The following is a 21,756-nucleotide window of genomic DNA, read 5'->3' on the forward strand; positions in this document are numbered from 1 at the left end:
CGGGGCCGGTCGCGGGCGCTCAGTTCTTGCAGAGGAAGGTTAAGCCCATGTTGGACCGCGATTATTTCGACAGCATTTCGGGGCTCAGCCCGTTCGAGATCAAGGATGAGCTGATCAAGCTTGCCCGCGACGGGGCCGAAAAGTCGTCCAGGCTGTTCCTCAATGCCGGGCGGGGCAATCCGAACTGGATCGCGACGCGGGCGCGCGAGGCGTTCTTCCTGCTGGGCCAGTTTGCGTTGGCCGAGGCGCGGCGTACCTATAACGACCCCGGGGCCGGGGTGGCCGGGATGCCGCCGCGTGACGGTGCGCATGCGCGGTTCACCAAGTGGATCAAGCGGCAGCAGGTCGGGCAGGTGGATGAGCACCTGGACGATGAGGGCCCGTCGCCCGCGCAGACGCTGGGCGATGCGGTCGACTTCGCGATCGGTAAATTCGGCTTCGAGCCGGACGCCTTCGTGCACGAGCTGACGGATTCCATCATCGGCGACAACTACCCGGTTCCGGACCGCGCCCTGCACCACAACGAGATCATCACCCATGAATACCTGATGTGGGCGATGTGTGCCGGGCATCGGCCGGACGTGCAGTTCGATCTCTACCCAGTCGAGGGCGGCACGGCGGCCATGTGCTACATCTTTAAGACGCTGAAGAACCAGCGGCTGTTGAATGCGGGCGACACCATCGCGCTGGGAACGCCGATCTTCACGCCATACCTCGAGATGCCCGAACTCGAGGACTATGGCCTGAACATCGTCCGCATGAGCGCCGAGCAGGAGGACAAGTTCCAGTTCACCGACGAGGACGTCGAGATCCTGGCCGATCCCAAGGTCAAGGCACTGTTCCTGGTGAACCCCGGCAACCCCTCGGCGGCGGCAATGGACCCGGCGTCTATCGCCCGGCTGGTGAAGTTCGTGACCGAGCGGCGGCCCGACCTGATGATCCTGACCGACGATGTTTACGGCACGTTCGTGCCCGGCTTCGAGTCGATCATGGGGCACCTGCCGCGCAACACGATCGGGGTCTATTCGTATTCCAAGTACTTCGGCTGCACCGGCTGGCGCCTGGGCGTGATCGCCGTGGCGCAGGACAACATTTTCGACGAGCGGATCAAGAACCATCCCGAGGACATCCAGCAGTTGCTCGAGGCGCGCTACAAGCCGATGACCCCGGCCCCGCGCGACGTGAAGTTCGTCGACCGCATCGTGGCCGACAGCCGCGACGTGGCCCTAAACCACACCGCCGGGTTGTCCCTGCCGCAGCAGGTGATGATGACGCTGTTCGGGCTGGTCGAGATGATGGACGCGGACAAGGTCTACCAGAAGGCCTGTATCGCGATCTGCGAGAAGCGTTTCCGCAACCTAGTCGACGGAATGGGGATCGAGTCGAATCCCGGGATCCACTACGATCACTACTATGGGATCATCGATCTGGAGTTCTGGCTGCGGAAGTATCTGGGCGAGGATGTCGTTACCTGGGTGAAGGAGAACATCCACCCGCTCGATATCCCGTTCCGTCTGGCCGAGGACCACGGCATCGTCCTGCTGAACGGTTCGGGCTTCGCCGCGCCGAACTGGTCGGTGCGGGTGTCGTTCGCGAACCTAGACGATGCGGCCTATTCGGAAATCGGCCGCGCCGTGCGCTCCATCGCTCGTGGCTACGTGCAGGCCTATCAGGCCTCGAAAGGAGAGACGATCACGGCATGACCCGGGTTCGGCGTCAGACTGGCACGAGCCGGGCCTTGCACCGAAAGCGGTAGGGGCCGAAGCGGGCTGGCAAGTCGCATGTGCCCGCCAATTCGGCCCCGAGAATTCCGAGCCTGGTTCCGGATCCTCCGGGCCGCTCGTGAGAGGGAGGGGTACGATGTCTCCATTCAATGCTCCCAGTGCAGGGGGCCACAATCCCAGAGGACGGGGGACGGACCGCCGTGCGGGAGTCTGGGAGTTTTTCGCCGCCCTGATGTGCTGCACCGCGACGGCGCCGGTGTCGGCGCAGGTTCTTGTGGGCGACGGCTCGGTGACCTGTGGCAGCAGCTACACCATCGCGCCGGGCGACACGCTCAGCCAGGTTTCGGCGCGCGCCTATGGCGACCCGCAGCTCTACGGCTTCATCGCTGACGCCAACTGGGATGCGATTGGCGGCAACCCCGAGAACATCGCTGTTGGCATGGAGCTTGAAATCCCCTGTGTCGATGTGAGTGGCGAGGTGCTGACCCCCGAGCAGGCTGCCGAGGCGGCAGCCTCCATCGAGGCCGCGGTGTCCGCCGAAGGTCCGCTGACCGACGAGCAACTTGATACGCTATTCGGCCCTGTCGCGCTGTTCCCCGATGCGGTCCTGACCCCGGTTCTGGTCGCGGTGACCTTCCCGCTCGACGTGATGAAAGCTGGCCGCTTCGTCGAAGAGACCGCCGAGCTTCCGGACGAGCAGCGCGTCGATCAAGCGGCAGCGCAGGAATGGGACCAGAGCGTGAAGGAGCTTGCCGCCGGGTTCCCGGAACTCGTGACCCGGATGAGCGAGAACATCGACTGGACGGAACAGGCCGGCGAGGCGGTTGTCGCGCAGACCGACGACGTCCTGGCCTCGATCCAGCGGCTTCGGGCAAAGGCGCAGGAGAACGGATATCTCGTCGACAACGACGCTCAGACCATCGAGGAAGAGGGCGACACGATCGTCATCTCGGCCGCCGATCCGAACGTGGTCTACGTGCCGACTTATGATCCGCAGGTGGTCTACAATACGCCGGTCGTCGGGACGCCGTCCTATTATTACGGCTATGGTCACAGCCACTACTACCATGACGATCACTGGCAGGATGCGCTGATCGCCGGGGGGATCATCCTTGGTGGCGCGATCATTCTCGACGAGATCTTCGACGACGATGATTGGGACGGCTGGGACATCGACAACGATATCGACTGGGACCGGGGCGACATCACCATCGACCGGGGCGATCTGGATATTGACAGGGGTGACATCAACATCGGAGACGGCAACAGGCCAGGTATCGGTGACGGAAACCGCCCCGGCATAGGCGACGGCGACCGTCCGCAGATCGGTGACGGGGGCCGGGTCAGCATCGGCGACAGCGACCGGACCCAGATCGACCGCAGCGACCTTGGCGCGTTCCGCGATGGCGACCGCCCAGGTGCTGAGACGCTGCCCGGCAACGGGCGGTCGATCTCCAACGCGACAAGCCGCGATGCCGCGCGCAAGAAGATCGAGGCGCGGCAGTCGATCAACCGGGGCACGGCGACGCTGAAGCCGACGCGGCCGACCGCGACGCAGCGCGCCACTGGCGGCGCGGCACGCGCGACCTCGCCGTCACGCACCGTCAACCGCGGGACCTCGATCAATCGGTCGCCCTCGGTCTCGCGACCCTCGACGGGCCGGTCGCCCACGGTCCGGCAGCCGAGCCGGTCGAACACGTTCCAGCGGTCCGGCAGTCGGCCCTCGATGTCCAGCAACCGTGGCCGATCGAGCGCAGGGCGCGGTGGCGGTGGCCGCGGCGGTCGCGGCGGCGGCAGGAGGTAGGGAAGATGAAACAGCTACTTGCTACGACGACGGCTTTCTCGCTTCTGCTCGGCACGGTTCCGGTATGGGCCGATGCGGCGCGCTTCGCCTCGCCCGAGGCGGCGGTGGACGCGCTTGATGCCGCGCTGGACGCCCGCGACAGGGAGGCGGTGCTGGGCATCTTCGGCCCCGAAAGCGAGGATATCCTGTCCACGGGCGACCAGAACGAGGATCGCGAACTCTGGGGCGATTTCCTGGACGATCTGCACCGGATCCGCAGGCTGGAGACCGGGCCTGACGGCGCGGTCACGCTTTATGTAGGCCGTGACAACTGGCCGTTCCCCGCGCCAATCGTCGAGACGGACGGCATGTGGAGCTTCGATGCCGAGGCAGCCCGCGAAGAGGTGCTGATGCGCCGGATCGGTGGGCATGAACTCGCGGTCATCGATATATTGGAGCGTATCGGGGACATCCAGGCCAGCTATCGGCGGACGGACCATGACGGTGATGGGGTGATGGAGTTCGCTGCCTCGATCCTGTCCTCGCCGGGCGCGCGCGACGGACTGTTCTGGCCGGAAGAGGAGGGCGGGCAGCCGAGCCCGTTCAATGGCGATTTCGCCCGCGCGAACTTCTTCGGGTTCAGCGAGGGCGGCGCCGATGTCGAACCTGAACCCTTCGAGGGCTATTATTTCCGGATTCTCCAGGGTCAGGGCGAGGCCGCGCCGGGTGGTGCCTACAGCTACATGATCGGCGGCAACATGGTGGCCGGTCATGCGCTGGTGGCCTATCCGGCGACCTACGGCGACACCGGCATCATGAGCTTCATGGTCGGCGAGGATGGCGTCGTTCTCGAGGCGGACCTGGGCGAGGACACCCTGGCACGCGCGATCGAAATCGAACGTTACGATCCGGGCGAGGACTGGATGCCCGTGGAGTGACGCAAAGCACCCGGGGTCGTGCGGCCCGGTTGAAACCCGTTTGGTGGATCGCGGTACGTCACCGTATCATACGGTTGCCGGTCCTTACGGTCTGGTAAGACGGATTTGGGAGTCCAACTGTCTGGAAGGCGGTATGCCATGAACGATAGCATCGATCGCAACGAGCCCCCTCTGTCGGCCGAGGCCCTGCGCATGGCCATTCTCGAGAAAGAGATGGAGAAGATGGACGAGGCGCAGAATGCGCGGGAGGCCGAGGAGAAGCGGCTCGCCGAGTTCGCTCACAGCTTCCTTCACGAGCGTGTCAGCGACGAAGAGATCGCTATGGTCCGCAGGCTGGTCACCAACGCGGTGAAGAACGGCGAGATGGAGGCGTTGGTCTACAGCTTCCCGTCGGACCTGTGCACCGACGGGGGCCGGATGATCAACAACAGCGACCCGCGTTGGCCCGAGACCCTGCAAGGCAAGGCCAAGGAGTTCTTCGACAGATATCAGGAGCTTGCCAAGCCCAAGGGCTACCGTCTGAAGGCGATGGTCATCACCTTCCCGGGCGGTATTCCTGGCGATATCGGGTTCTTCCTGAACTGGGCGCCGATCCGGGTCTGAGGGCGCTTTGTTCGCCTGCCTAGCTTAAGCGGATGTGGGCAGGCCGTGAGCCTCGAGGAAATCGTCACGGCAGGGCGTGAATGCGTCGATCAGCGCGCCCGCTTCCAGGCAGACGCAGGAATGTACAGCGTCCGACGGGATCAGAAGCCCGTCGCCCGGGTTGAGAGTGCGCGTTTCGCCCGCGACGGTGAACTCGAAACTGCCGCTGGCCACATAGGTCTGCTGCGTGTGCGGGTGACTATGAGGCAGGCCCTCTCCGCCTTTCTCGAAGCGGAATTCGACCAGCATCAGGTCTGCGCTGTGGGCGAGGATCCGGCGCTCGGCTCCGGGGCCGGAGGTCATCCAGGCGGTCGGGTTGTCATGTGTCACGTGCATCTTGGGGTCTCCGGTCGTGGTGCGCGCTACCAGCGCGGAATGCGGCGTTCGAAGTCGGGCAGGTACTTGCGGATCTCGTGGGTATCGTCCCGGTCCTTCACTCCCTGAGCATCGTAGAGTGCGGCCATCCGGTCCAGTGCCGCGCGATCCAACGATACCCCAAGGCCGGGGCCGGTCGGGACCGGGATGCGGCCATTCTTGAAGCCGAACCGGCCACCCGAGATGACCTCGTCCCGAACCCAGGGGTAGTGGGTGTCGCAATCGTAGCTTTGCCCGGGCGTCGCGGCGGCAACGTGCAGCATTGCCGCCATGCTGATGCCGAGATGCGAGTTCGAGTGCATCGCGAGTTTCATCCCCGCCGCGCGGCAGATATGGCCGAGTTGTACCGCGCCGGTCATCCCGCGCCAGTAATGGTGGTCGTTCAGCACCACCTGCACCGCGCCGCGGGCCTGCGCCTCGAAGACATGCGGCAGTTCGGTGACGACGAGGTTCGTGGCCAGCGGCATCGGACAGTCGCGCGCGACCTGCGCCATACCGTCCATACCGGGCGACGGGTCCTCGAGGTACTCCAGTACGCCGTCGAGTTCGTGCGCCAGCGCGATGGCGGTCTCGGGTGCCCAGGCGCCCATCGGGTCGATCCGCAGGGGCACGCCGGGGAAGGCGGCCTGCAGCTTGCGCATCGTCTCGACCTCTTGCGCCGGCTCCAGCACACCGCCCTTCAGCTTGAGCGAGCGAAACCCGTGGTCGGCGATGAAGCTGCGGGCTTCTTCGACCAGGGAATCCGGGGTCATCACCTCGCCGAAGATGTCCTCTCCGACCTGATCGGCAGGTTTGGGGAACTTGAAGAACAGGTAGCCCGCGAAGGGAATGTCGGTGCGCAGCGCGCCGCCCAGCAGGTCACAGACCGGGCGGCCCAGCCGTTTGCCCTGAAGGTCGAGGAGCGCGACTTCGAAAGCGCCGTAGATCACGTCGACCAGCTTGTGGTCGGCCAGGGCGGTGGCCGCGTTGATGCCGCCGGCGTTGGGCAGTGCTTCGTCGACCCTGTTCGCGAGACCGTTGAGGTCGAAAATGTCCAGCCCGATCAACGCGTCCGCTGATTTGCGCAGACCATCCAGCGTTCGGCGTGCGCCGTAGGTTTCCGACAGGCCGGTCAGGCCCGCATCGGTGTCGATCTCGATGATCGAGCGCAGAAAGACCGGTTGGTGCACGCCCTTTACGTTCAGCACCGGAACGTCCGGCACGGCCACGGGCGTGATGCGTACTTCGGTGATCTTCACATGATCCTCCCTTGCCGCTGCTGATGCGCGGGTTGTGACGATTTGTAAACATTAATCTTGCGAGGCGGTCAAATCTAAGATACTAGTTTGCAAAACTAAGATATCAGAATCATCGCCTAGGGAGGGCGACGCGACATGGTCGAGCTGGATCAGACAAGCGGGCTTGCCTCGATCGAGCAGGAATCGGTGTCCAAACTCCTGGCCGATGTGAAGCTGATCGCCGAGCGCCCCCTTGTTCAGCAGATCTTCGAATCGGTTCGGCGCCTGATCATCACCGTGCGGTTGCTGCCGGGGCAGAAGATATCGGAGAGTGCGCTTTCAGCGTCCTTCGATGCGTCCAAGACCCCGGTGCGCGAGGCGCTTATTCGCCTTGAAACTGCGGGACTTGTAAACATTGTTCCGAAAAGCGGAACGTTTGTTGCCCCGATCCGGATCGAGAAGTATTTCGACGCGTTCTTCATCCGTCTGCAGTTGGAAAGCGGCGCCGTGCGCCGCGCGGCGTCGGTTGTCAGGGCCGGGCAGCCATTGGATGCGGTCGACCAGATCGTCGCACGGCAGGAACGCGCGCTCGGAGAGAAGGACTATGACCTGTTCTTCGCGCTGGATGAGCATTTTCACCAAGGAATATTCGACATGGCGGGCATCAGCGGCGTGTGGGAAACCGCCCGCCGCGCCCAGACCGAACTGTATCGGGTCCGTCACCTGAAGCGGATCTGCAATATGCAGCGCGGTCCGACGATCATGGAACAGCACCACAACATGGTGGCCGCCATCCGCAGCGGCAAACCGGACGCGGCAGAGGCCGCGTTGATCGAGCATCTGGGCTCGCTGGAGCAGGAGGCGGACTCGATCTGGTCCGCCCCCGGACTGATCGAGAATATCGAGCGTCTCAACGCCGAAAGAACAAGACCGCGTCTCCGCTAAGGCGGCGCGGCAATCCATTGGAGGAAAGATGTCGGGTCTGAGACTGGACAAGATCGTCAAGCGCTATGGCGCGGTCGAAGTGGTGCACGCCATCGACCTTGAGGTTCAGCCGCGCGAGTTCGTCGTGCTGGTCGGCCCTTCGGGCTGCGGCAAGTCGACGACCCTGCGGATGATCGCTGGGCTCGAGGAGATCTCGGGCGGCACGCTGACCATCGGTGAGCGGGTGATGAACCGGGTCGCGCCTAAGGACCGTGACGTGGCGATGGTGTTCCAGAACTACGCGCTCTACCCGCATCTGAACGTTGCCGACAATATCGCTTTCGGCCTGCGTATCCGCCGCAAGCCCAAGGACGAGATCGCCGCATCGGTAGCCGAGGTCGCGGGCATCCTGGGGCTGACCGACTATCTTGAGCGTCGTCCGGCGGACCTGTCGGGCGGTCAACGCCAGCGCGTCGCCATGGGCCGAGCGATCGTGCGCCACCCAGAGGTATTCCTGTTCGACGAACCGCTGTCGAACCTCGACGCCAAGCTGCGCACGCAGATGCGGGCCGAGATCAAGCGGTTGCACAAGCGTCTCGGCGTGACCAGCGTCTACGTGACACACGATCAGGTCGAGGCAATGACCCTCGCAGATCGGATCGTCGTCATGAGCGACGGCCGCATCGAGCAGATCGGCACGCCGATGGACCTGTTCAACAACCCTGTGAACACGTTCGTCGCGGGTTTCATCGGCTCGCCACCCATGAACCAGTTTGAAGCGCGGGTCGAGCTTGAGGCCGGTGGTCCGGTTGCGGTCGTAGGCGATGCGAAGCTTGCCCTTCCTGCACTCGACGCGCTTCGCGATGCGCAGGGCCGCACAGTCATCGTCGGCATTCGTCCCGAGCACGCCTCCATCCAGCCGGTCGAGCGCGGCAGCACCCTGCCGGTGGAACTTGACCTGGTCGAGACATTGGGCTCCGAGGCGTTGCTTCACAGCAGCATCGGCGACAAGCCGTTCGTCATCAAGACCGAGACCGGAGGCCGCACCGATCACCTGAGCGGTGTCAGGGAAATTCACGTCACGCCGGACCTGGTAAAGGTCTTCGACAAGGAGACCGGTCGGGTCCTCAGCGATGTTCCGGTCGGGGTGGCGGCATGAGCCAGCAGGAAAGCATAGGTCCCTCGACCGAGACGCTGGTCGTCGAAGCGCGCGAGGCGCTACGCGACCGGGCCAAGCGCCGCGCCGTCTGGCTGGGGGATCACTTCCGCAGGGAGTGGCAGATCTACGTGCTGCTCGCGCCGACGATCATCTGGTTCCTGTTGTTCCTCTACAAGCCAATGTACGGGCTGCAGATCGCCTTCAAGGACTACAGCATCTTCCGTGGTATCGAAGGCAGCCCTTGGGTCGGCTTCGAGCATTTCGAGACGCTGTTCGGCAACGACCAGTTCCTGCGGGCGATCAAGAACACCATCATGATCAGCGGCTTCAGCCTGCTGTTCGGCTTCCCGGCGCCGATCCTTCTGGCGCTGATGTTCAACGAGATCTTGAACGCGACCTACAAGCGGACAGCGCAGACGATCGTCTACCTGCCGCACTTCATCTCGACGGTGATCATCGCGGGTATCGTCATCACGGCCTTCTCGCCTTCGGCAGGGATCGTGAACACGTTCCTGGAATGGTTAGGCTTCGAGCCGGTCTACTTCCTGACCAAGCCCGAATGGTTCCGCCCGATCTTCATCGGCACCGGCATCTGGCAGGAGGCGGGCTTCCAGTCGATCGTCTACCTCGCGGCCATCGCAGGCGTGAACCCCTCGCTTTACGAAAGCGCGGTAGTGGACGGGGCAAGCCGCTGGCAGATGATGTGGAAGATCACCCTGCCGTCGATCCTGCCGACGATCATCATCATGCTGATCATCCGCATCGGCAATCTGATGGAGGTGGGCTTCGAGCTGATCATCCTGCTCTACCAGCCCGCGACTTATCAGACCGCCGACGTGATCAACACGTTCATCTACCGCCAGGGCCTTCAGAACGGCCAGTACGACCTGGCTGCCGCAGCGGGCCTGTTCAACGCCGTGGTCGCCTTCGTCCTGGTGATGACTGCCAACAGCCTGTCGCGCCGCTACTCGCGCACGTCGCTGTGGTGAGGGGAGGAGAGAGACAATGACAAATATGAACCTCTACTCTCGCGGCGATAAGCTGTTCGTCATCACGAACATGATCCTCATCGGCATGTTCACGATCGCGACCCTCTATCCGTTCATCTACATCGCCGCCGTGTCCTTCAGTTCGGGCTTCGCGGCGACGGCGGGGAAGGTGGTACTGACGCCCATCGAATTTACCCTGGGCGCCTATGAGCGGGTGCTGAGCGAGCCGGAGTTCTGGACCTCGTATCGCAACACGTTCATCTACACCTTCGGCGGCACGGCTATGAGCCTGCTAATCATCATCCCCGGCGCTTATGCGCTGTCGCGCCCGCAGCTGATTGGGCGGCGGTTCTGGAACCTCTTCATCGCCTTCACGATGTGGTTCAACGCCGGGCTGATCCCGTTCTGGCTGAACATGCGCGACCTCGGTCTGCTGGACAGCTATTTCGGGATCATCATCGGCTTCGCGGTCAACGCCTTCAACATCATCCTGCTGCGCAACTTCTTCGAGGGCATTCCGCGCTCGTTCGAGGAGGCGGCGCGGATGGACGGCGCCAACGAGTTCCAGGTGCTGTGGAAGGTCTATATCCCGCTGTCGAAACCGGCGATTGCCACGATCACGTTGTTCTGCATCGTGTCGCGCTGGAACGGCTTCTTCTGGGCGATGGTCCTACTGCAGGACACCGACAAGATCCCGCTACAGGTGTACCTGCGCCAGCTGATCCAGAAGCTGTCCGACGATGAAGAGTTTTCAAGCACGCTGATCGACGCTGCCTATTCGGTCGAAACCGTTACCGCCGCGATCATCGTCTGTTCTGTCATTCCTGTCCTGCTGATTTACCCCTGGGTCCAGAAATACTTCAACAAGGGCATCATGTTGGGTGGGGTCAAGGAATGATTGCCAAGTCGCATAAAGGGAGGAAAACCATGCGAAGACTGTCAATAGCCGCCGCATTGTCGACGACGACCATGCTTGCCGCACCGGCACTGGCGCAGGAAGCCGATCACAAGATCGTCGACGAGCCGCTGGAGCTGACGATCCACATGCACTGGCCGCGCTCGCAGGGCTACAACAACGACTACCCGGTCGAGAAGGTCGCCAGCGAATGGACCGGCATCAGCCTGGTCGACAAGACGGCCGGTCGGAACACGACCGACAACAACGAGGCGTTCAACCTGCTGCTCGCACAGGGCGACATGCCCGACATCGTCGGCGGCAACCGGATCAAGGACTCGGTCAACCAGTACGGCCCCGAGGGCGCGTTCGTGCCGCTGAACGACCTGATCGAAGAGCATGCGCCGAACATCAAGGCGTTCTTCGACGAGCGCCCCGAGCTGATGCAGGCGATCTCGTCTTGGGACGGCAACATCTACTACATCCCCTACCTGCCGGACGGAAAGTACGGCCGTGCGTGGTTCATCCGTCAGGACTGGCTCGACGCGCTGGGGCTGGAGCAGCCGGACAATGTGGACGAGCTGTACGAAGTCCTGACCGCGTTCCGGAACCAGGACCCGAACGGCAATGGCGAGAAGGACGAGATTCCCTATTTCGCGCGTGACTGGGAAGAGGTGGTGCGCCTCGTGACCCTGTGGGACGGCCGTTCGTCCGGCTCGGACACCTATCACGACTTCATGGTCGTCGACGGTGAAGTGCAGCACCCCTACGCCACCGAAGGCTATCGTGACGGTATCGCGAATATCGCGAAGTGGTATGCCGAGGGCCTGATCGACCCCGAGATCTTCACTCGTGGTTCGGCCTCGCGCGACTACCTGCTGTCGGAGAACCTGGGCGGCTCGACCCACGATTGGTTCGCCTCGACGTCGGGCTACAACGCCGCACTCGCCGACAAGATCGAGGGCTTCGAGTTCGTGCCCTTCCTGCCGCCCGCGTCCGCCGGTGGCAAACGGATCGAAGAGCATCGCCGCATCCCGATCAAGCCGGACGGCTGGGCGATCAGCTACTCGAACGAGAACCCGGTCGAGACCATCAAGTACTTCGACTTCTGGTTCACCGAGGAAGGCAAGCGCCTTGCCAACTTCGGCGTCGAGGGCGAGCAGTACGACATGGTCGACGGCAAGCCGATCTTCAAGGATCACATCCTGAACGGCGACCGACCGGTGAACTCGCAGCTCTACGAGGTGGGTGCGCAGATCTACCGTGGTTATCCGCAGGACTACTTCTACGAGATCCAGTGGACCTCGGAAGCGGCGCAGGCCGGGATCGACCTCTATGACCAGCACGATCTGCTTCTCGACCAGTTCCTCGGCGTTGCGTTCACCGAGGACGAGCAGGCGGTCTACGACAAGTACTGGCCCTCGATCATGACCTACATGCTCGAGCGCCAGCAGGCCTGGATCCTCGGCACCGGTGATGTCGTGGCCGACTGGGACGAGTACATGGCCCAGCTTGACAGCCGCGGTCTGAACGATGTGCTCGAGGTGATGAACTCGGCCTATAAGCGCCAGTACGACGGCTGATCCCATCCAGCCAGCCGCCCGGCGCATAGCGTGCCGGGCGGCCTCTCATTCCATCCGAAATACTTGCCAGGAGCCCGCGCCACATGCCGACGCGACAGGAATACTCTGCCTATCTGGACCAGCCCCGGGCGGGACGGCTGAACATCCAGTACGCCCCGGCGGAGGGTTCGGCCCCGATCGAAAACCCGCCCCGTTTCAGCTGGCTTCCCGTGGTCGAGGACGAGGCCCGTTATGTCCTCAAGCTCGAGCCGCAGGACGAGACCGACGCCGAGCCGGTGCTGCTTACCGACATTCCCCTGAACTTCGCCACGCCAGATGTGCCGCTGAAACCCGGCAAATGGCGTTGGTCCTACGCCGTCTGGGACGGAAAGAAAGAAACGCCCGCCACCGAGTGGAGCGTGGCCCGCGGTTTCACGGTCAGCGAGGACGCGGTTGAAGTCCCGTTGCCAGACCGCAAGGCGCGCTATGCCAACGCCAACCTGCGCCACCCGCGCCTGTGGCTCGGGCCAAGCGAGCTGAAGGCCTTCAAGGCCGCCGTCGCCGAGAGCCCGGATCATTGCACCTGGGCGACTTTCTACGAGAAATCCGTGAAGCCCTGGATCGACCGCCCCGTGATGGATGAACCGGCGCGCTATCCGAACGATCAGCGCACGCCGCCGATCTGGCGGCAGACCTATATCGACTGCCAGGAACTGATCTACGCGATCCGGCACCAGGCCATCGCAGGGCATGTGACCGATGACCCCGCCATGCTGGAGCGGGCCAAGGCCTGGCTGCTGTCTGCCTCGGAATGGGATCCGGAGGGCTCGACTTCTCGCGCCTACACCGACGAATGGGCCTTCCGCGTCGCCGTCGCGCTGGCCTGGGGCTATGACTGGCTCCATGCCGAGCTGACCGAGGACGAGCGCACCGTTGTCCGCAAGGCCCTTTTGGCCCGCACGCGCCAAGTGGCCGATCACGTCATCAAGCACGCGAACATCCACCTGTTTCCCTATGACAGCCACGCGGTACGTTCGGTCTCAGCGGTGTTGGTCCCGTGCTGTATCGCCATGCTGGGCGAGGAGCCGGAGGCACGGGAATGGCTGGACTACTCGATCGAGTTCCTGTTCACCGTCTACTCGCCCTGGGGCGATGCTGATGGTGGCTGGGCCGAGGGGCCGCACTACTGGATGACCGGCATGGCCTATCTGGTCGAGGCCGCGAACCTGCTGAAAAGTTTCACCGGCCTGAACCTCTATGACCGGCCATTCTTCCAGAAGACCGGGGATTTCCCGCTTTACACCAAGGCGCCGGACACGCGCCGGGCAACCTTTGGCGACGACAGCACGATGGGCGATCTGCCCTGCCTGAAGGTCGGCTACAACCTGCGCCAGTTCGCGGGGGTTACCGGCAACACGGCGTACCAGTGGTACTACGAAGAGGTTAAGCGCAACGATCCCGGCACCGAGATGGCCTTCTATAATTACGGCTGGTGGGATCTGAACTTCGACGAGATGACCTATCGCCACGACTGGCCGTCGATCGACGAGGTGCCGCCCGCCGAGATCGACAAGCTGCGTTGGTTCCGGGGCATCGGCTGGGCCGCGATCCAGCATCGGATGGACGATCCCGACCAACACATCCAGTTCGTGATGAAGGCCTCGCCCTATGGCTCGATCAGCCACAGCCACGGCGATCAGAACGCCTTCTGTCTGGCCGGTTTCGGCGAGGATCTGGCGATCCAGTCGGGGCACTACGTCGCCTTCAACAGCTCGATGCACCAGACGTGGCGGCGGCAGACGCGGTCCAAGAACGCGATCTTGATCGACGGCAAGGGCCAGTATGCCGACAAGGACAAGGCCCGCGCCATGCAGGCGACTGGCGAGATACTGATCGCTGACGAGCGCGACGACCACATCTACATCAAGGGCGATGCGACCGCCGCCTACCGTTCGTTGACCCCCGAGGTTACGCGGGCCGAGCGCGAGGTCTATTTCGTCCATGACCAGTATTTCGTGATCGTCGACAGCGTGGATGCCGATACACCGGTGACCATCGACTGGCTGCTGCACGCCAACGACCGGTTCACGCTGGGCGAGAACTCGTTCCGCTACACCGGGCAGAAGGCGGGTTTCTACGGCCAGGTGCTGTGGTCCGAGGCGGGCGCGGCGAAGCTGAGCCAGGAAACCGGCTTTCCCGGCGTCGATCCCTCGGAATACGAAGGGCTGCCGGTCAGCACCTGCCTGACGGCGCACTACCCGGCGGCCACGCGGCACCGGATCGCGACGCTGCTGGTACCGTATTCTCTGGCCGAGCCGCGCCGCGTTTTCCACTTCCTCGACGACCAGGGCTACGACTGCGACCTCTACTTCACCGACGCCGAGGAGCGCAGCTTCAAGATCGTGGTTCAGAAGCTGGCCAAGGCCTGAGCCCCAACACACAACCTTTCACTACAGGAGTATCCCATGGACCTTTCAGGCAAGACGGCCATCGTCACTGGCGCCGGGCGCGACATCGGCGCTGCTTGCGCGCTGCGGCTGGCCAAGGCCGGCGCGAATGTCGTGCTGAACTACTACAAGTCTGGCGCTGGCGCCGAGAAGGCGGTGCAGCTGATCAAGGACGCGGGCGGCAAGGCCTTTGCCAAGGCCGGCGACATGACCAATCCGGAAGAGGTAAAGGCGCTGGTCGATGCCGCCGTGGCCGAGTTCGGCGCGGTCGACATCGTCATCAACAACACCGGCGGTATCCTTGCGCGCAAGACCATCCCGGAAATGACGCTGGAGCATTGGAACGCCGTCATGGCGGTGAACGTGACTTCGGCGCTGCTGCTGGTACAGGCAGCGCTGCCGCACATGGGCGAGGGCGGGGCGATCGTGAACCTTGCCTCGCAGGCAGGTCGCGACGGCGCAGGTCCGGGCGCCATCGCCTATGGCGCCTCGAAAGGCGCGGTCATGACGATGACTCGCGGTATGGCGAAGGAGCTGGGGCCGAAGATTCGCGTCAACGCGCTGTGCCCGGGCATGATCGACACCGACTTCCACAACATCTTCACCAAGCCCGAGGTTCGCAAGGCCGTCGCCGGTAACACGCCGCTGAAGCGCGAGGGGACCTCGATGGATGTGGCGAACCTGGCTGCCTACCTGGCTTCGGACGAGGCCGCCTTCATCACCGGTGCCTGTGTCGACATCAACGGTGGCACCGTCTTCTCATAAGGACTCTCCCCAGAGCACCTGGCCGGCCCCTCGGGGCCGGCTTTTTTTGTTTCAGGCCATGGTCTTCAGCATCGGGGGCGTCACCTGGTGGCGTAGGGGCTGGCCGTTGAGAAACCGCTCGGTTTCGTCCACTACCATGCGCCCCTGATCGAGATAGGTTTCCCACGTGTGGCCCGCTGTGTGCGGGGACAGCACGGCATTCGGCAGGCTGCGAAACGGGCTGTCGAGGGGCAGCGGCTCGTCGGCGAAGACGTCGATGGCGGCGGTGATCGGGCGGGTGCGCAGGGCCTCGATCAGCGCGGCCTCGTCGATGATCGCGGCTCGCGCTGTGTTGACCAGCAGCGCGCCGTCCTGCAGCAGCGCCAGACGGTCGGCGTCGATCATGTGCCACGTCTCGGGCAGGACCGGCGCGTGCAGCGAGACGACGCTGCTGTCTGCCATCACCTGGTCCAGGGTGCCCAGCCTGACGCCGAGTTCACGGGCACGCTCTTCGGGCATGTAGGGGTCGTAGACCAGCACATCGCTGCCGAAGGCGCGAAGCAGCCGGATCACCAGTTGCCCAACGAAACCTGCACCGACGATGCCGACTGTCTGCGCGCCGAGCTGGTGGCCGATCCACTTCTCGCGCTGAGCCCACCATTCGCCCGTTCCGCGCAGGTCCTGATCCTGCGCGCGGGTGCGCTTCAGATGCTCGAGGATCTGCGCGATGGTGAACTCGGCGACAGCCTCGGCGATCGGGATGGCGGCATGGCTGACGGTCAGGCGACCGGTCTCGATCGCCGCGACGGGCATCATGTGACGGATACTAGCGCCGACATAGGCGATGAAACGAAGCCGGTCCTCGCGGGCCAGAAGGTCGGGTGTCAGTGTGGGCGAGTGCCAGCCCAGCAGCAGCGCATCGCAGCCGCCCAGCGCATCGCGGGCGGCATCGTGGCCGAGTCGGTCGACGTTCACCTCGCGCAGCTCCGCAAAACCCGCGACACGCTCCAGTAGTTCGGGCGGGAACATCTTCCGCCGGACTACATCGGTCACGAACAAGGCAACCGTGGGCCGGTCGCCCGCGGGGATCGCAGGGCTGCTCATCTTTTTCCTTTCGCTAGCAATTCCGGGACCGAAGAGGCTCCGGGCTGGTTGTGAAATTTGTTATAATTGGTAAATGTTGCGGGTGTCAAAACGCCTCGGAGCTTTCATGTCCAAAGTCATCGTCTTCACCAAGCCCTGGCCGGATACGTCGCTGGAAGCGCTCGCCGATACGGTCGCCTCGCTGGGCCTCGACGGGGTCGAGTTGACCGTGCGCGACGGCTATCAGGTCGCACCGGGCGAGGGGGTCGAGATGGCCCTGACCGAGGCCGCCCGGATCTTTGCCGAGCGGGGGCTGTCGATCCCAAGCATCGCGGCGGACCCCGATCCGCGCACCGTCGCGGCCTGCGGGACAGCCGGTGTCGGCGTGCTGCGGTTCTGCGCGAGGATCGACATGGGGCTTGGCTATCATGCCTCGGTCGCCCGACATCAAAGGCAGATGGAGGAACTGGTGCCCCTGCTTGAGGACGCGGGCACGGCGCTGGGGATTCAGAACCATGCCAACGACTTCGTGGGCAGCGCTATCGGCCTGCACCAGATGCTCCAACCCTTCGAGCCGCGCCATGCCTTCGCGGTGCTCGACTTCGCCCATTGCGCGATGGACGGAGAGCCGGTGGAGATGGCGGTGGACATCGTCCGGCCCTATCTGACGCGGCTGGTGAACTTCAAAAGCGCGATCCGGATGCGGACCAATGGCCCCGAGGATATCGCCCGCTATCGCATTCACTGGAGCACGCACCAGCATTCGACCTACGACTGGGGCGAGGCGGTCAGCGCGTTGCAGCAGATCGGTTACGCGGGGGACTACTGTCTGCCGGCGGAATACACGCATCCCTCGGGGCAGGGGCATCGCATGGGTGACGAAGTGCTGGCTTGCCTGCGAGACGATCTGACCCGGATCCGCGCGCTGCTGGGCTAGGCGGTTCCGTCGAACATCCGGCGACGCGCATTCTCGATGTGCGCGCGCATGGCCTGCCGCGCGGCGTCACCGTCCTTGCGCTCGATGGCATCCATGATCGCATAGTGCTCGGCCTGTACCAGTTCCAGACGCTCGACGGTCTTGGTCAGCGACAGATTGCGGGTCAGGTTGATGCCGGTCAGGATATTGGCCTTCATCGAGTTGCGTGCCGAAGCGAGGTAAGGGTTGTCGCTGGCGGCGCAGACGAGCCGGTGGAACTCGTCGTCCTCGGCGACGCCCAGAGCCTCGGTCTCGATGCACTTGTCCAGCGCGGCAAGCGCCTTGCGCATGTCCTTCAACTCGACCTCGGTGCGGCGCTGGGCGGCCAGGTAGGCGGCCTCGCTTTCGATGGCGGCGCGGAACTCGAAGACGCGTTGGATATCGGCGATTGAACCTGCGGGGGCGAACTTCAGCGCGGCTTCGTCCGGACGGCGGTTCACGAAGGACCCGGAGCCCTGGCGCGAGACGATGACGCCATCCTCGCGCAATTGGTCGAGCGCGCGGCGCAGCACCGGTCGCGAGACCTCGAGCGTGCCGCACAGCTCTTTCTCGGTCGGAAGCTTGTCGCCGATCGCCATCTTGCCGTCGACGATCATCGCCAAGACCCGCTCGTATGCCTGGTCGGCAAGCGTGCGCCCACGCCTGCGACCCTGACCCAGCTGATCCGTCCCCAACGCTGTCATCGCCCGGCCTTTGCTCTCCACTCCTGATAGCGCACCTTTGTATCCGGATCGGTGGGCGGATAAAGGCCAAATGTCGACGCACCGTCCTGCACGCATTCCAGAACGAAATCCTCGAACGCGGTCATTTCGACCGCTTCGGCGGTGACATCCTCGACCACGTGGGCGGGAATGCAGACCACGCCTTCACCGTCGCCGACCATGATGTCGCCCGGGAAGACCGAGACACCGCCGCAGGCAATGGCCTCGTTGATGCCGACCGCATGGTGCCGCGTCAGGTTGGTCGGCGGACTGGGCCGCACGTGGTAGGAGGGCATGTCGAGCGCGGCGATCTCGGGCGCGTCGCGGAAGCCGCCGTCAGTGACGATCCCGGCGCAGCCCAGTTTCTGCAGGCGGGTCGCCAGGATGCACCCGGCCGAGGCGGCCAGCGCGTCACCACGGGAATCCACGACGAAGACCGCGCCTTCGGGGCATTCCTCGACGCCCTTGCGCTGCGGGTTCTCGCGGTCGGCGAAGCTTTCCAGTCCGTCGAGGTCCTCGCGCGCGGGGATGTAGCGCAGCGTGTAGGCATAGCCGACCATGTTCGGTCCGGGGCGCAGACGCTGCGGCCCCTGCAGGTAGCAGTTCTTGAAGCCACGCTTGAAAAGCGCCGTTGTCAGCGTCGCGGTGCTGACGGTCATCAGCGCGTCGCGGGTTTCCGGTTTCAGCATCGGTTTGTCCTTTCGGGAGATCAGGGAGACAGAAGGTTCGGCAGGCCCATCGAGACCCAGGGCACGTAGGTGACCAGCATCAGCGCAGCGAAGATCGCGAGGTAGAATGGCCAGATGCTGCGAACAGCCTGCTCGATGGTGATCTTGCCGACGACGCAGCCGACGAACAGGCAGGTGCCGACCGGCGGCGTGCAAAGACCGAGGCCGAGGTTCACCAGCAGCATGATGCCGAACTGCTCGGGCTCCATTCCGAGGCTTTTCGCGATGGGCAGGAAAATCGGCGTGCAGATCAGGATCAGCGCCGCCATGTCCATGATCATGCCCAGCACCAGCAGCATCAGATTGATCATCAGCAGGATCATCACCGGGTTCTCGCTGAGGCTGAGCAGCGCGTCGCTCAGCAACGCCGGAACCTGGTAAAGTGCCAGCAGGTAGGCGAAGGCGCTGGCGAAGCCGATCAGGATCATCACCATCGCGGTGGTACGCACCGCGTTGACGACGGCCAGCTTGAACTCTTCCCAGCCGAGCGTGCGATAGACCAGCGTGGTCAGCGCGAAGGCGTAGATCGCGCCGAAAGCGCCGGATTCGGTGACGGTGAAGACGCCCGAGAGCACACCGCCGACGATGATGACCGCGGTGATCAGGCCGGGGACCGCGTCTGCCGCTGCCAGAAACACCGCTTTCCAGCCGGGGAAGGCCTCGGCAGGGTAGTTGTGTCGGATCGCCAGGATATAGGCGGCGACCGCGATGCAGAGGCACATCAGGATGCCGGGCAGCACACCGGCGAGGAACAGGCGCGAGATCGAGATGCCGCCGCCCGCCGCCACGGCATATATGATCATGTTGTGGCTGGGCGGGATCACGATGCCCGCGATCGACGAGGTGACGGTGACGTTCACCGCGTAGTCCGCCCGGTAGCCACGCTCCTTCATCACCGGCACCAACAGCGAGCCAAGTGCCGAGATATCCGCGACCGCCGAGCCGGAGATCCCGCCAAACAGCATGCTCGACAGGATGTTAACTGAGCCAAGACCTCCGCGCACGTGCCCGACCAGTGTCGAGGCGAAGTGGACCAGCCGCCGCGCGATGCCGCCGTGCAGCATCAGCTCTCCGGCGAAGACGAAGAAGGGGATGGCGAGAAGCGAAAAGACCGATACGCCCGAAATGGTGCGTTGGAAGGTGATGAGCAGCGGGAAGCCTTCGTAGAAGAAGGCAGCCAGCGCGGCGATGCCCATGGCGAAAGCGACTGGCACGCCGATCAGGACGCTGAAGCCGAAGAGGCTCAGCAAGATGGTCAGGCCCATGTTCAGGTCTCCTGCGGGATGAAGGTGCACAGGATCCGGCGCAGGACGCGGGTTCCGGCAAAGAGGCAGACCAGTCCGCCGCAGATCATCGGGGCGGCGGCGCGGAAACTTTCGGGGATGTCCAGCATCGGCAGCGGCGTCTGCCAGCCGAAGCGCACAAGTTCGAGGCTGGCGAGGAACATGAAGCCGCCGAACACGGTCAGCATGGCATCGCCCAGCAGGCGCAACAGGCCCTCGACGCGGGGGCCGAAGCCGTCGCGGACGAAGGTCACGCCCAGATGGCTGTCGTCGCGCACGCCGGCGGCAGCGCCGAGGAAGGTGATGTAGCCGACCAGCAGCAGACCGAGCTGCTCGACCCAGGTGGGGGTTGCGTTCAGCACGTAGCGGCCGAAGACCAGCCAGCCGAAGGTCACGATCAGCGCGACCATGCCGAAAGATGCGATCAGCATGCAGATGTTGCGCAAGCCCGTCAGCACCCAGTCGAGACCGGCGTCGAGGCGTCCGAGTGTGGTCATGGGAAAAGTTCCTGCGAGTGCCGGGGCAGGGCGCACCCGCCCCGGCAATGGTGTCAGTCGGCGTTGCGGATGGCGTCGACCAGCGGAACGAGGTCCGGGTTGGCCTCGAGGAACTGGTCGTAGACCGGGGCCATCGCTGCCTGGAAGGCCGACTTGTCGGCGATCTCGTTCACCTCGACGCCCGCCGCTTTCACCTTCTCCAGGCTCGCGGCTTCACGCTCGGCCCAAAGCTGGCGCTGCATCTCGGCGCTTTCGCGGCCCGCCTTGTATACGGCGTCCTGCTGCTCGGGGGTCAGCTTGTCCCAGGACTGTTTGCTGATACACAGGCACTCAGGAATGATCAGGTGCTCGGACATCGAGTAGTATTTCGCCACCTCGAAGTGGTTGGTCGACTCGTAGGACGGCGGGTTGTTCTCAGCGCCGTCGACCACGCCGGTTTTCAGCGACTGGTAGACCTCGGCAAAGGCCATTGGCGTGGCGTTGCCGCCCATCGCGTCGATCATGCCGACGAACAGGTCGTTGTTCATCACGCGGACCTTCATGCCGGCCACGTCATCGGGCGAGGCAATCGGCTTTTCGTTATTGTAGAACGAGCGCGCGCCCGCGTCGTACCAGGCCAGGGCGACGATGCCCTTCTTTTCCATACCTTCGCCGATCAGATCGCCGACTTCGCCATCCATCAGCGTGTGCATCTGGTCGATGCTCTTGAAGATGAACGGCAGCAGGACGACGTTCGCTTCGGGCACGGCCTGGCCCATTGGGCCGAGGTTGAAGACACCGAAGTCGATAGCGCCGAGGCGCAGCTGCTCGATCGCGTCGGGCTGCGAGCCCAGGACCCCCGAATGATAGACCTTGCCGGTCACTTCGCCGCCGGTTGCTTCCTCGACGTCGGCGACGAATTTCTCCATCCCGTGCGACACCGGGTAGTCCTCGACGTGGATGTTCCAGCCGCGCCAGTTTTCCGCACCGAGCGCCGGGGCGGCAGTGCTCATGGCGACAATGGCTAGCGCCGAGGCGAAAGTTGCAAGACGATTGTGGATCATGTGTCCCTCCCTTTTGGTGGACTTGATTTGTTACTGCATGAAAATT

General features: G+C 63.9%; 20 protein-coding genes. 12 read left to right on the plus strand and 8 right to left on the minus strand.

Going from position 1 to position 21,756, the window contains the following annotated elements; all coding sequences use genetic code 11:
* Positions 1 to 47 precede the first annotated feature (47 nt).
* From ACW9UR_RS19330 to ACW9UR_RS19345, 4 genes are all read left to right on the plus strand, one after another.
* Positions 48 to 1,703: a bifunctional aspartate transaminase/aspartate 4-decarboxylase gene (locus ACW9UR_RS19330; protein WP_458918702.1), complete on the plus strand. Its 1,656-nt coding sequence runs from the start codon at positions 48 to 50 to the stop codon at positions 1,701 to 1,703.
* Between the two features lie 253 nt (positions 1,704 to 1,956).
* Positions 1,957 to 3,528, plus strand: coding sequence for a DUF3300 domain-containing protein (locus ACW9UR_RS19335; protein WP_458918703.1), 1,572 nt, complete (start codon positions 1,957 to 1,959; stop codon positions 3,526 to 3,528).
* Positions 3,529 to 3,533: 5 nt separating this feature from the next.
* On the plus strand, positions 3,534 to 4,445 hold the full coding sequence (locus ACW9UR_RS19340; protein WP_458918704.1) for a DUF2950 family protein: 912 nt from the start codon (positions 3,534 to 3,536) through the stop codon (positions 4,443 to 4,445).
* 138 nt (positions 4,446 to 4,583) lie between these two features.
* Positions 4,584 to 5,048 (plus strand): hypothetical protein, encoded by a 465-nt coding sequence (locus ACW9UR_RS19345; protein WP_458918705.1) that lies wholly within the window; start codon positions 4,584 to 4,586, stop codon positions 5,046 to 5,048.
* A gap of 24 nt (positions 5,049 to 5,072) precedes the next feature.
* Here ACW9UR_RS19345 and ACW9UR_RS19350 read toward each other — a convergent pair whose 3' ends face one another.
* Together ACW9UR_RS19350 and ACW9UR_RS19355 are read right to left on the minus strand one after the other, a co-directional pair.
* On the minus strand, positions 5,073 to 5,423 hold the full coding sequence (locus tag ACW9UR_RS19350; RefSeq protein WP_458918706.1) for a cupin domain-containing protein: 351 nt from the start codon (positions 5,421 to 5,423) through the stop codon (positions 5,073 to 5,075).
* Positions 5,424 to 5,449: 26 nt separating this feature from the next.
* Positions 5,450 to 6,700: an enolase C-terminal domain-like protein gene (locus ACW9UR_RS19355; RefSeq protein ID WP_458918707.1), complete on the minus strand. Its 1,251-nt coding sequence runs from the start codon at positions 6,698 to 6,700 to the stop codon at positions 5,450 to 5,452.
* Between the two features lie 135 nt (positions 6,701 to 6,835).
* Between ACW9UR_RS19355 and ACW9UR_RS19360 the strand changes: the two genes are divergently transcribed.
* From ACW9UR_RS19360 to ACW9UR_RS19390, 7 genes are all read left to right on the plus strand, one after another.
* A complete protein-coding gene (locus ACW9UR_RS19360; RefSeq protein ID WP_458918708.1) occupies positions 6,836 to 7,624 on the plus strand; it encodes a GntR family transcriptional regulator in 789 nt (262 codons plus the stop codon).
* Between the two features lie 28 nt (positions 7,625 to 7,652).
* The gene (locus ACW9UR_RS19365) at positions 7,653 to 8,762 is read left to right on the plus strand and encodes an ABC transporter ATP-binding protein (protein WP_458918709.1); all 1,110 of its coding nucleotides are present in this window, start codon (positions 7,653 to 7,655) and stop codon (positions 8,760 to 8,762) included.
* Positions 8,759 to 9,751, plus strand: coding sequence for an ABC transporter permease (locus ACW9UR_RS19370; RefSeq protein ID WP_458918710.1), 993 nt, complete (start codon positions 8,759 to 8,761; stop codon positions 9,749 to 9,751). Before ACW9UR_RS19365 ends, ACW9UR_RS19370 begins: the two co-directional genes overlap by 4 nt.
* Positions 9,752 to 9,767: 16 nt before the next feature.
* A complete protein-coding gene (locus tag ACW9UR_RS19375) occupies positions 9,768 to 10,649 on the plus strand; it encodes a carbohydrate ABC transporter permease (RefSeq protein ID WP_458918711.1) in 882 nt (293 codons plus the stop codon).
* 29 nt (positions 10,650 to 10,678) lie between these two features.
* Complete coding sequence (locus ACW9UR_RS19380; protein ID WP_458918712.1) at positions 10,679 to 12,229, plus strand: extracellular solute-binding protein; 1,551 nt, start codon at positions 10,679 to 10,681, stop codon at positions 12,227 to 12,229.
* 83 nt (positions 12,230 to 12,312) lie between these two features.
* Complete coding sequence (locus ACW9UR_RS19385) at positions 12,313 to 14,637, plus strand: DUF4962 domain-containing protein (RefSeq protein WP_458918713.1); 2,325 nt, start codon at positions 12,313 to 12,315, stop codon at positions 14,635 to 14,637.
* Between the two features lie 36 nt (positions 14,638 to 14,673).
* Positions 14,674 to 15,420, plus strand: a complete 747-nt coding sequence (locus ACW9UR_RS19390; protein ID WP_458918714.1) for an SDR family NAD(P)-dependent oxidoreductase — start codon at positions 14,674 to 14,676, stop codon at positions 15,418 to 15,420.
* Positions 15,421 to 15,471: 51 nt separating this feature from the next.
* Here the strand turns inward: ACW9UR_RS19390 and ACW9UR_RS19395 are convergent, their stop codons facing one another.
* The gene (locus ACW9UR_RS19395) at positions 15,472 to 16,503 is read right to left on the minus strand and encodes a hydroxyacid dehydrogenase (protein ID WP_458918715.1); all 1,032 of its coding nucleotides are present in this window, start codon (positions 16,501 to 16,503) and stop codon (positions 15,472 to 15,474) included.
* Positions 16,504 to 16,609: 106 nt separating this feature from the next.
* On the opposite strand from ACW9UR_RS19395, the gene ACW9UR_RS19400 reads away from it, so the two are divergent.
* Positions 16,610 to 17,419, plus strand: a complete 810-nt coding sequence (locus ACW9UR_RS19400; protein WP_458918716.1) for a sugar phosphate isomerase/epimerase family protein — start codon at positions 16,610 to 16,612, stop codon at positions 17,417 to 17,419.
* Here ACW9UR_RS19400 and ACW9UR_RS19405 read toward each other — a convergent pair.
* Genes ACW9UR_RS19405 through ACW9UR_RS19425 form a run of 5 tightly spaced genes read right to left on the minus strand, consistent with a single transcriptional unit; the run spans position 17,416 to position 21,710 of the window.
* Positions 17,416 to 18,141 carry a FadR/GntR family transcriptional regulator gene (locus ACW9UR_RS19405; protein ID WP_458918717.1) on the minus strand — a complete coding sequence of 242 codons (726 nt, stop codon included), beginning with the start codon at positions 18,139 to 18,141 and terminating at the stop codon, positions 17,416 to 17,418. The two genes, ACW9UR_RS19400 and ACW9UR_RS19405, sit on opposite strands and share 4 nt — an antisense overlap.
* Positions 18,138 to 18,848, minus strand: coding sequence for a ribonuclease activity regulator RraA (locus ACW9UR_RS19410; protein ID WP_458918718.1), 711 nt, complete (start codon positions 18,846 to 18,848; stop codon positions 18,138 to 18,140). Before ACW9UR_RS19410 ends, ACW9UR_RS19405 begins: the two co-directional genes overlap by 4 nt.
* Positions 18,849 to 18,868: 20 nt before the next feature.
* The gene (locus ACW9UR_RS19415; RefSeq protein WP_458918719.1) at positions 18,869 to 20,152 is read right to left on the minus strand and encodes a TRAP transporter large permease; all 1,284 of its coding nucleotides are present in this window, start codon (positions 20,150 to 20,152) and stop codon (positions 18,869 to 18,871) included.
* A gap of 2 nt (positions 20,153 to 20,154) precedes the next feature.
* Positions 20,155 to 20,667 (minus strand): TRAP transporter small permease, encoded by a 513-nt coding sequence (locus ACW9UR_RS19420; protein ID WP_458918720.1) that lies wholly within the window; start codon positions 20,665 to 20,667, stop codon positions 20,155 to 20,157.
* A 53-nt stretch (positions 20,668 to 20,720) separates the two neighbouring features.
* On the minus strand, positions 20,721 to 21,710 hold the full coding sequence (locus tag ACW9UR_RS19425) for a TRAP transporter substrate-binding protein (RefSeq protein WP_458918721.1): 990 nt from the start codon (positions 21,708 to 21,710) through the stop codon (positions 20,721 to 20,723).
* Between the last annotated feature and the right edge of the window lie 46 nt (positions 21,711 to 21,756).

It is taken from the genome of Halovulum sp. GXIMD14794 (assembly GCF_054457455.1).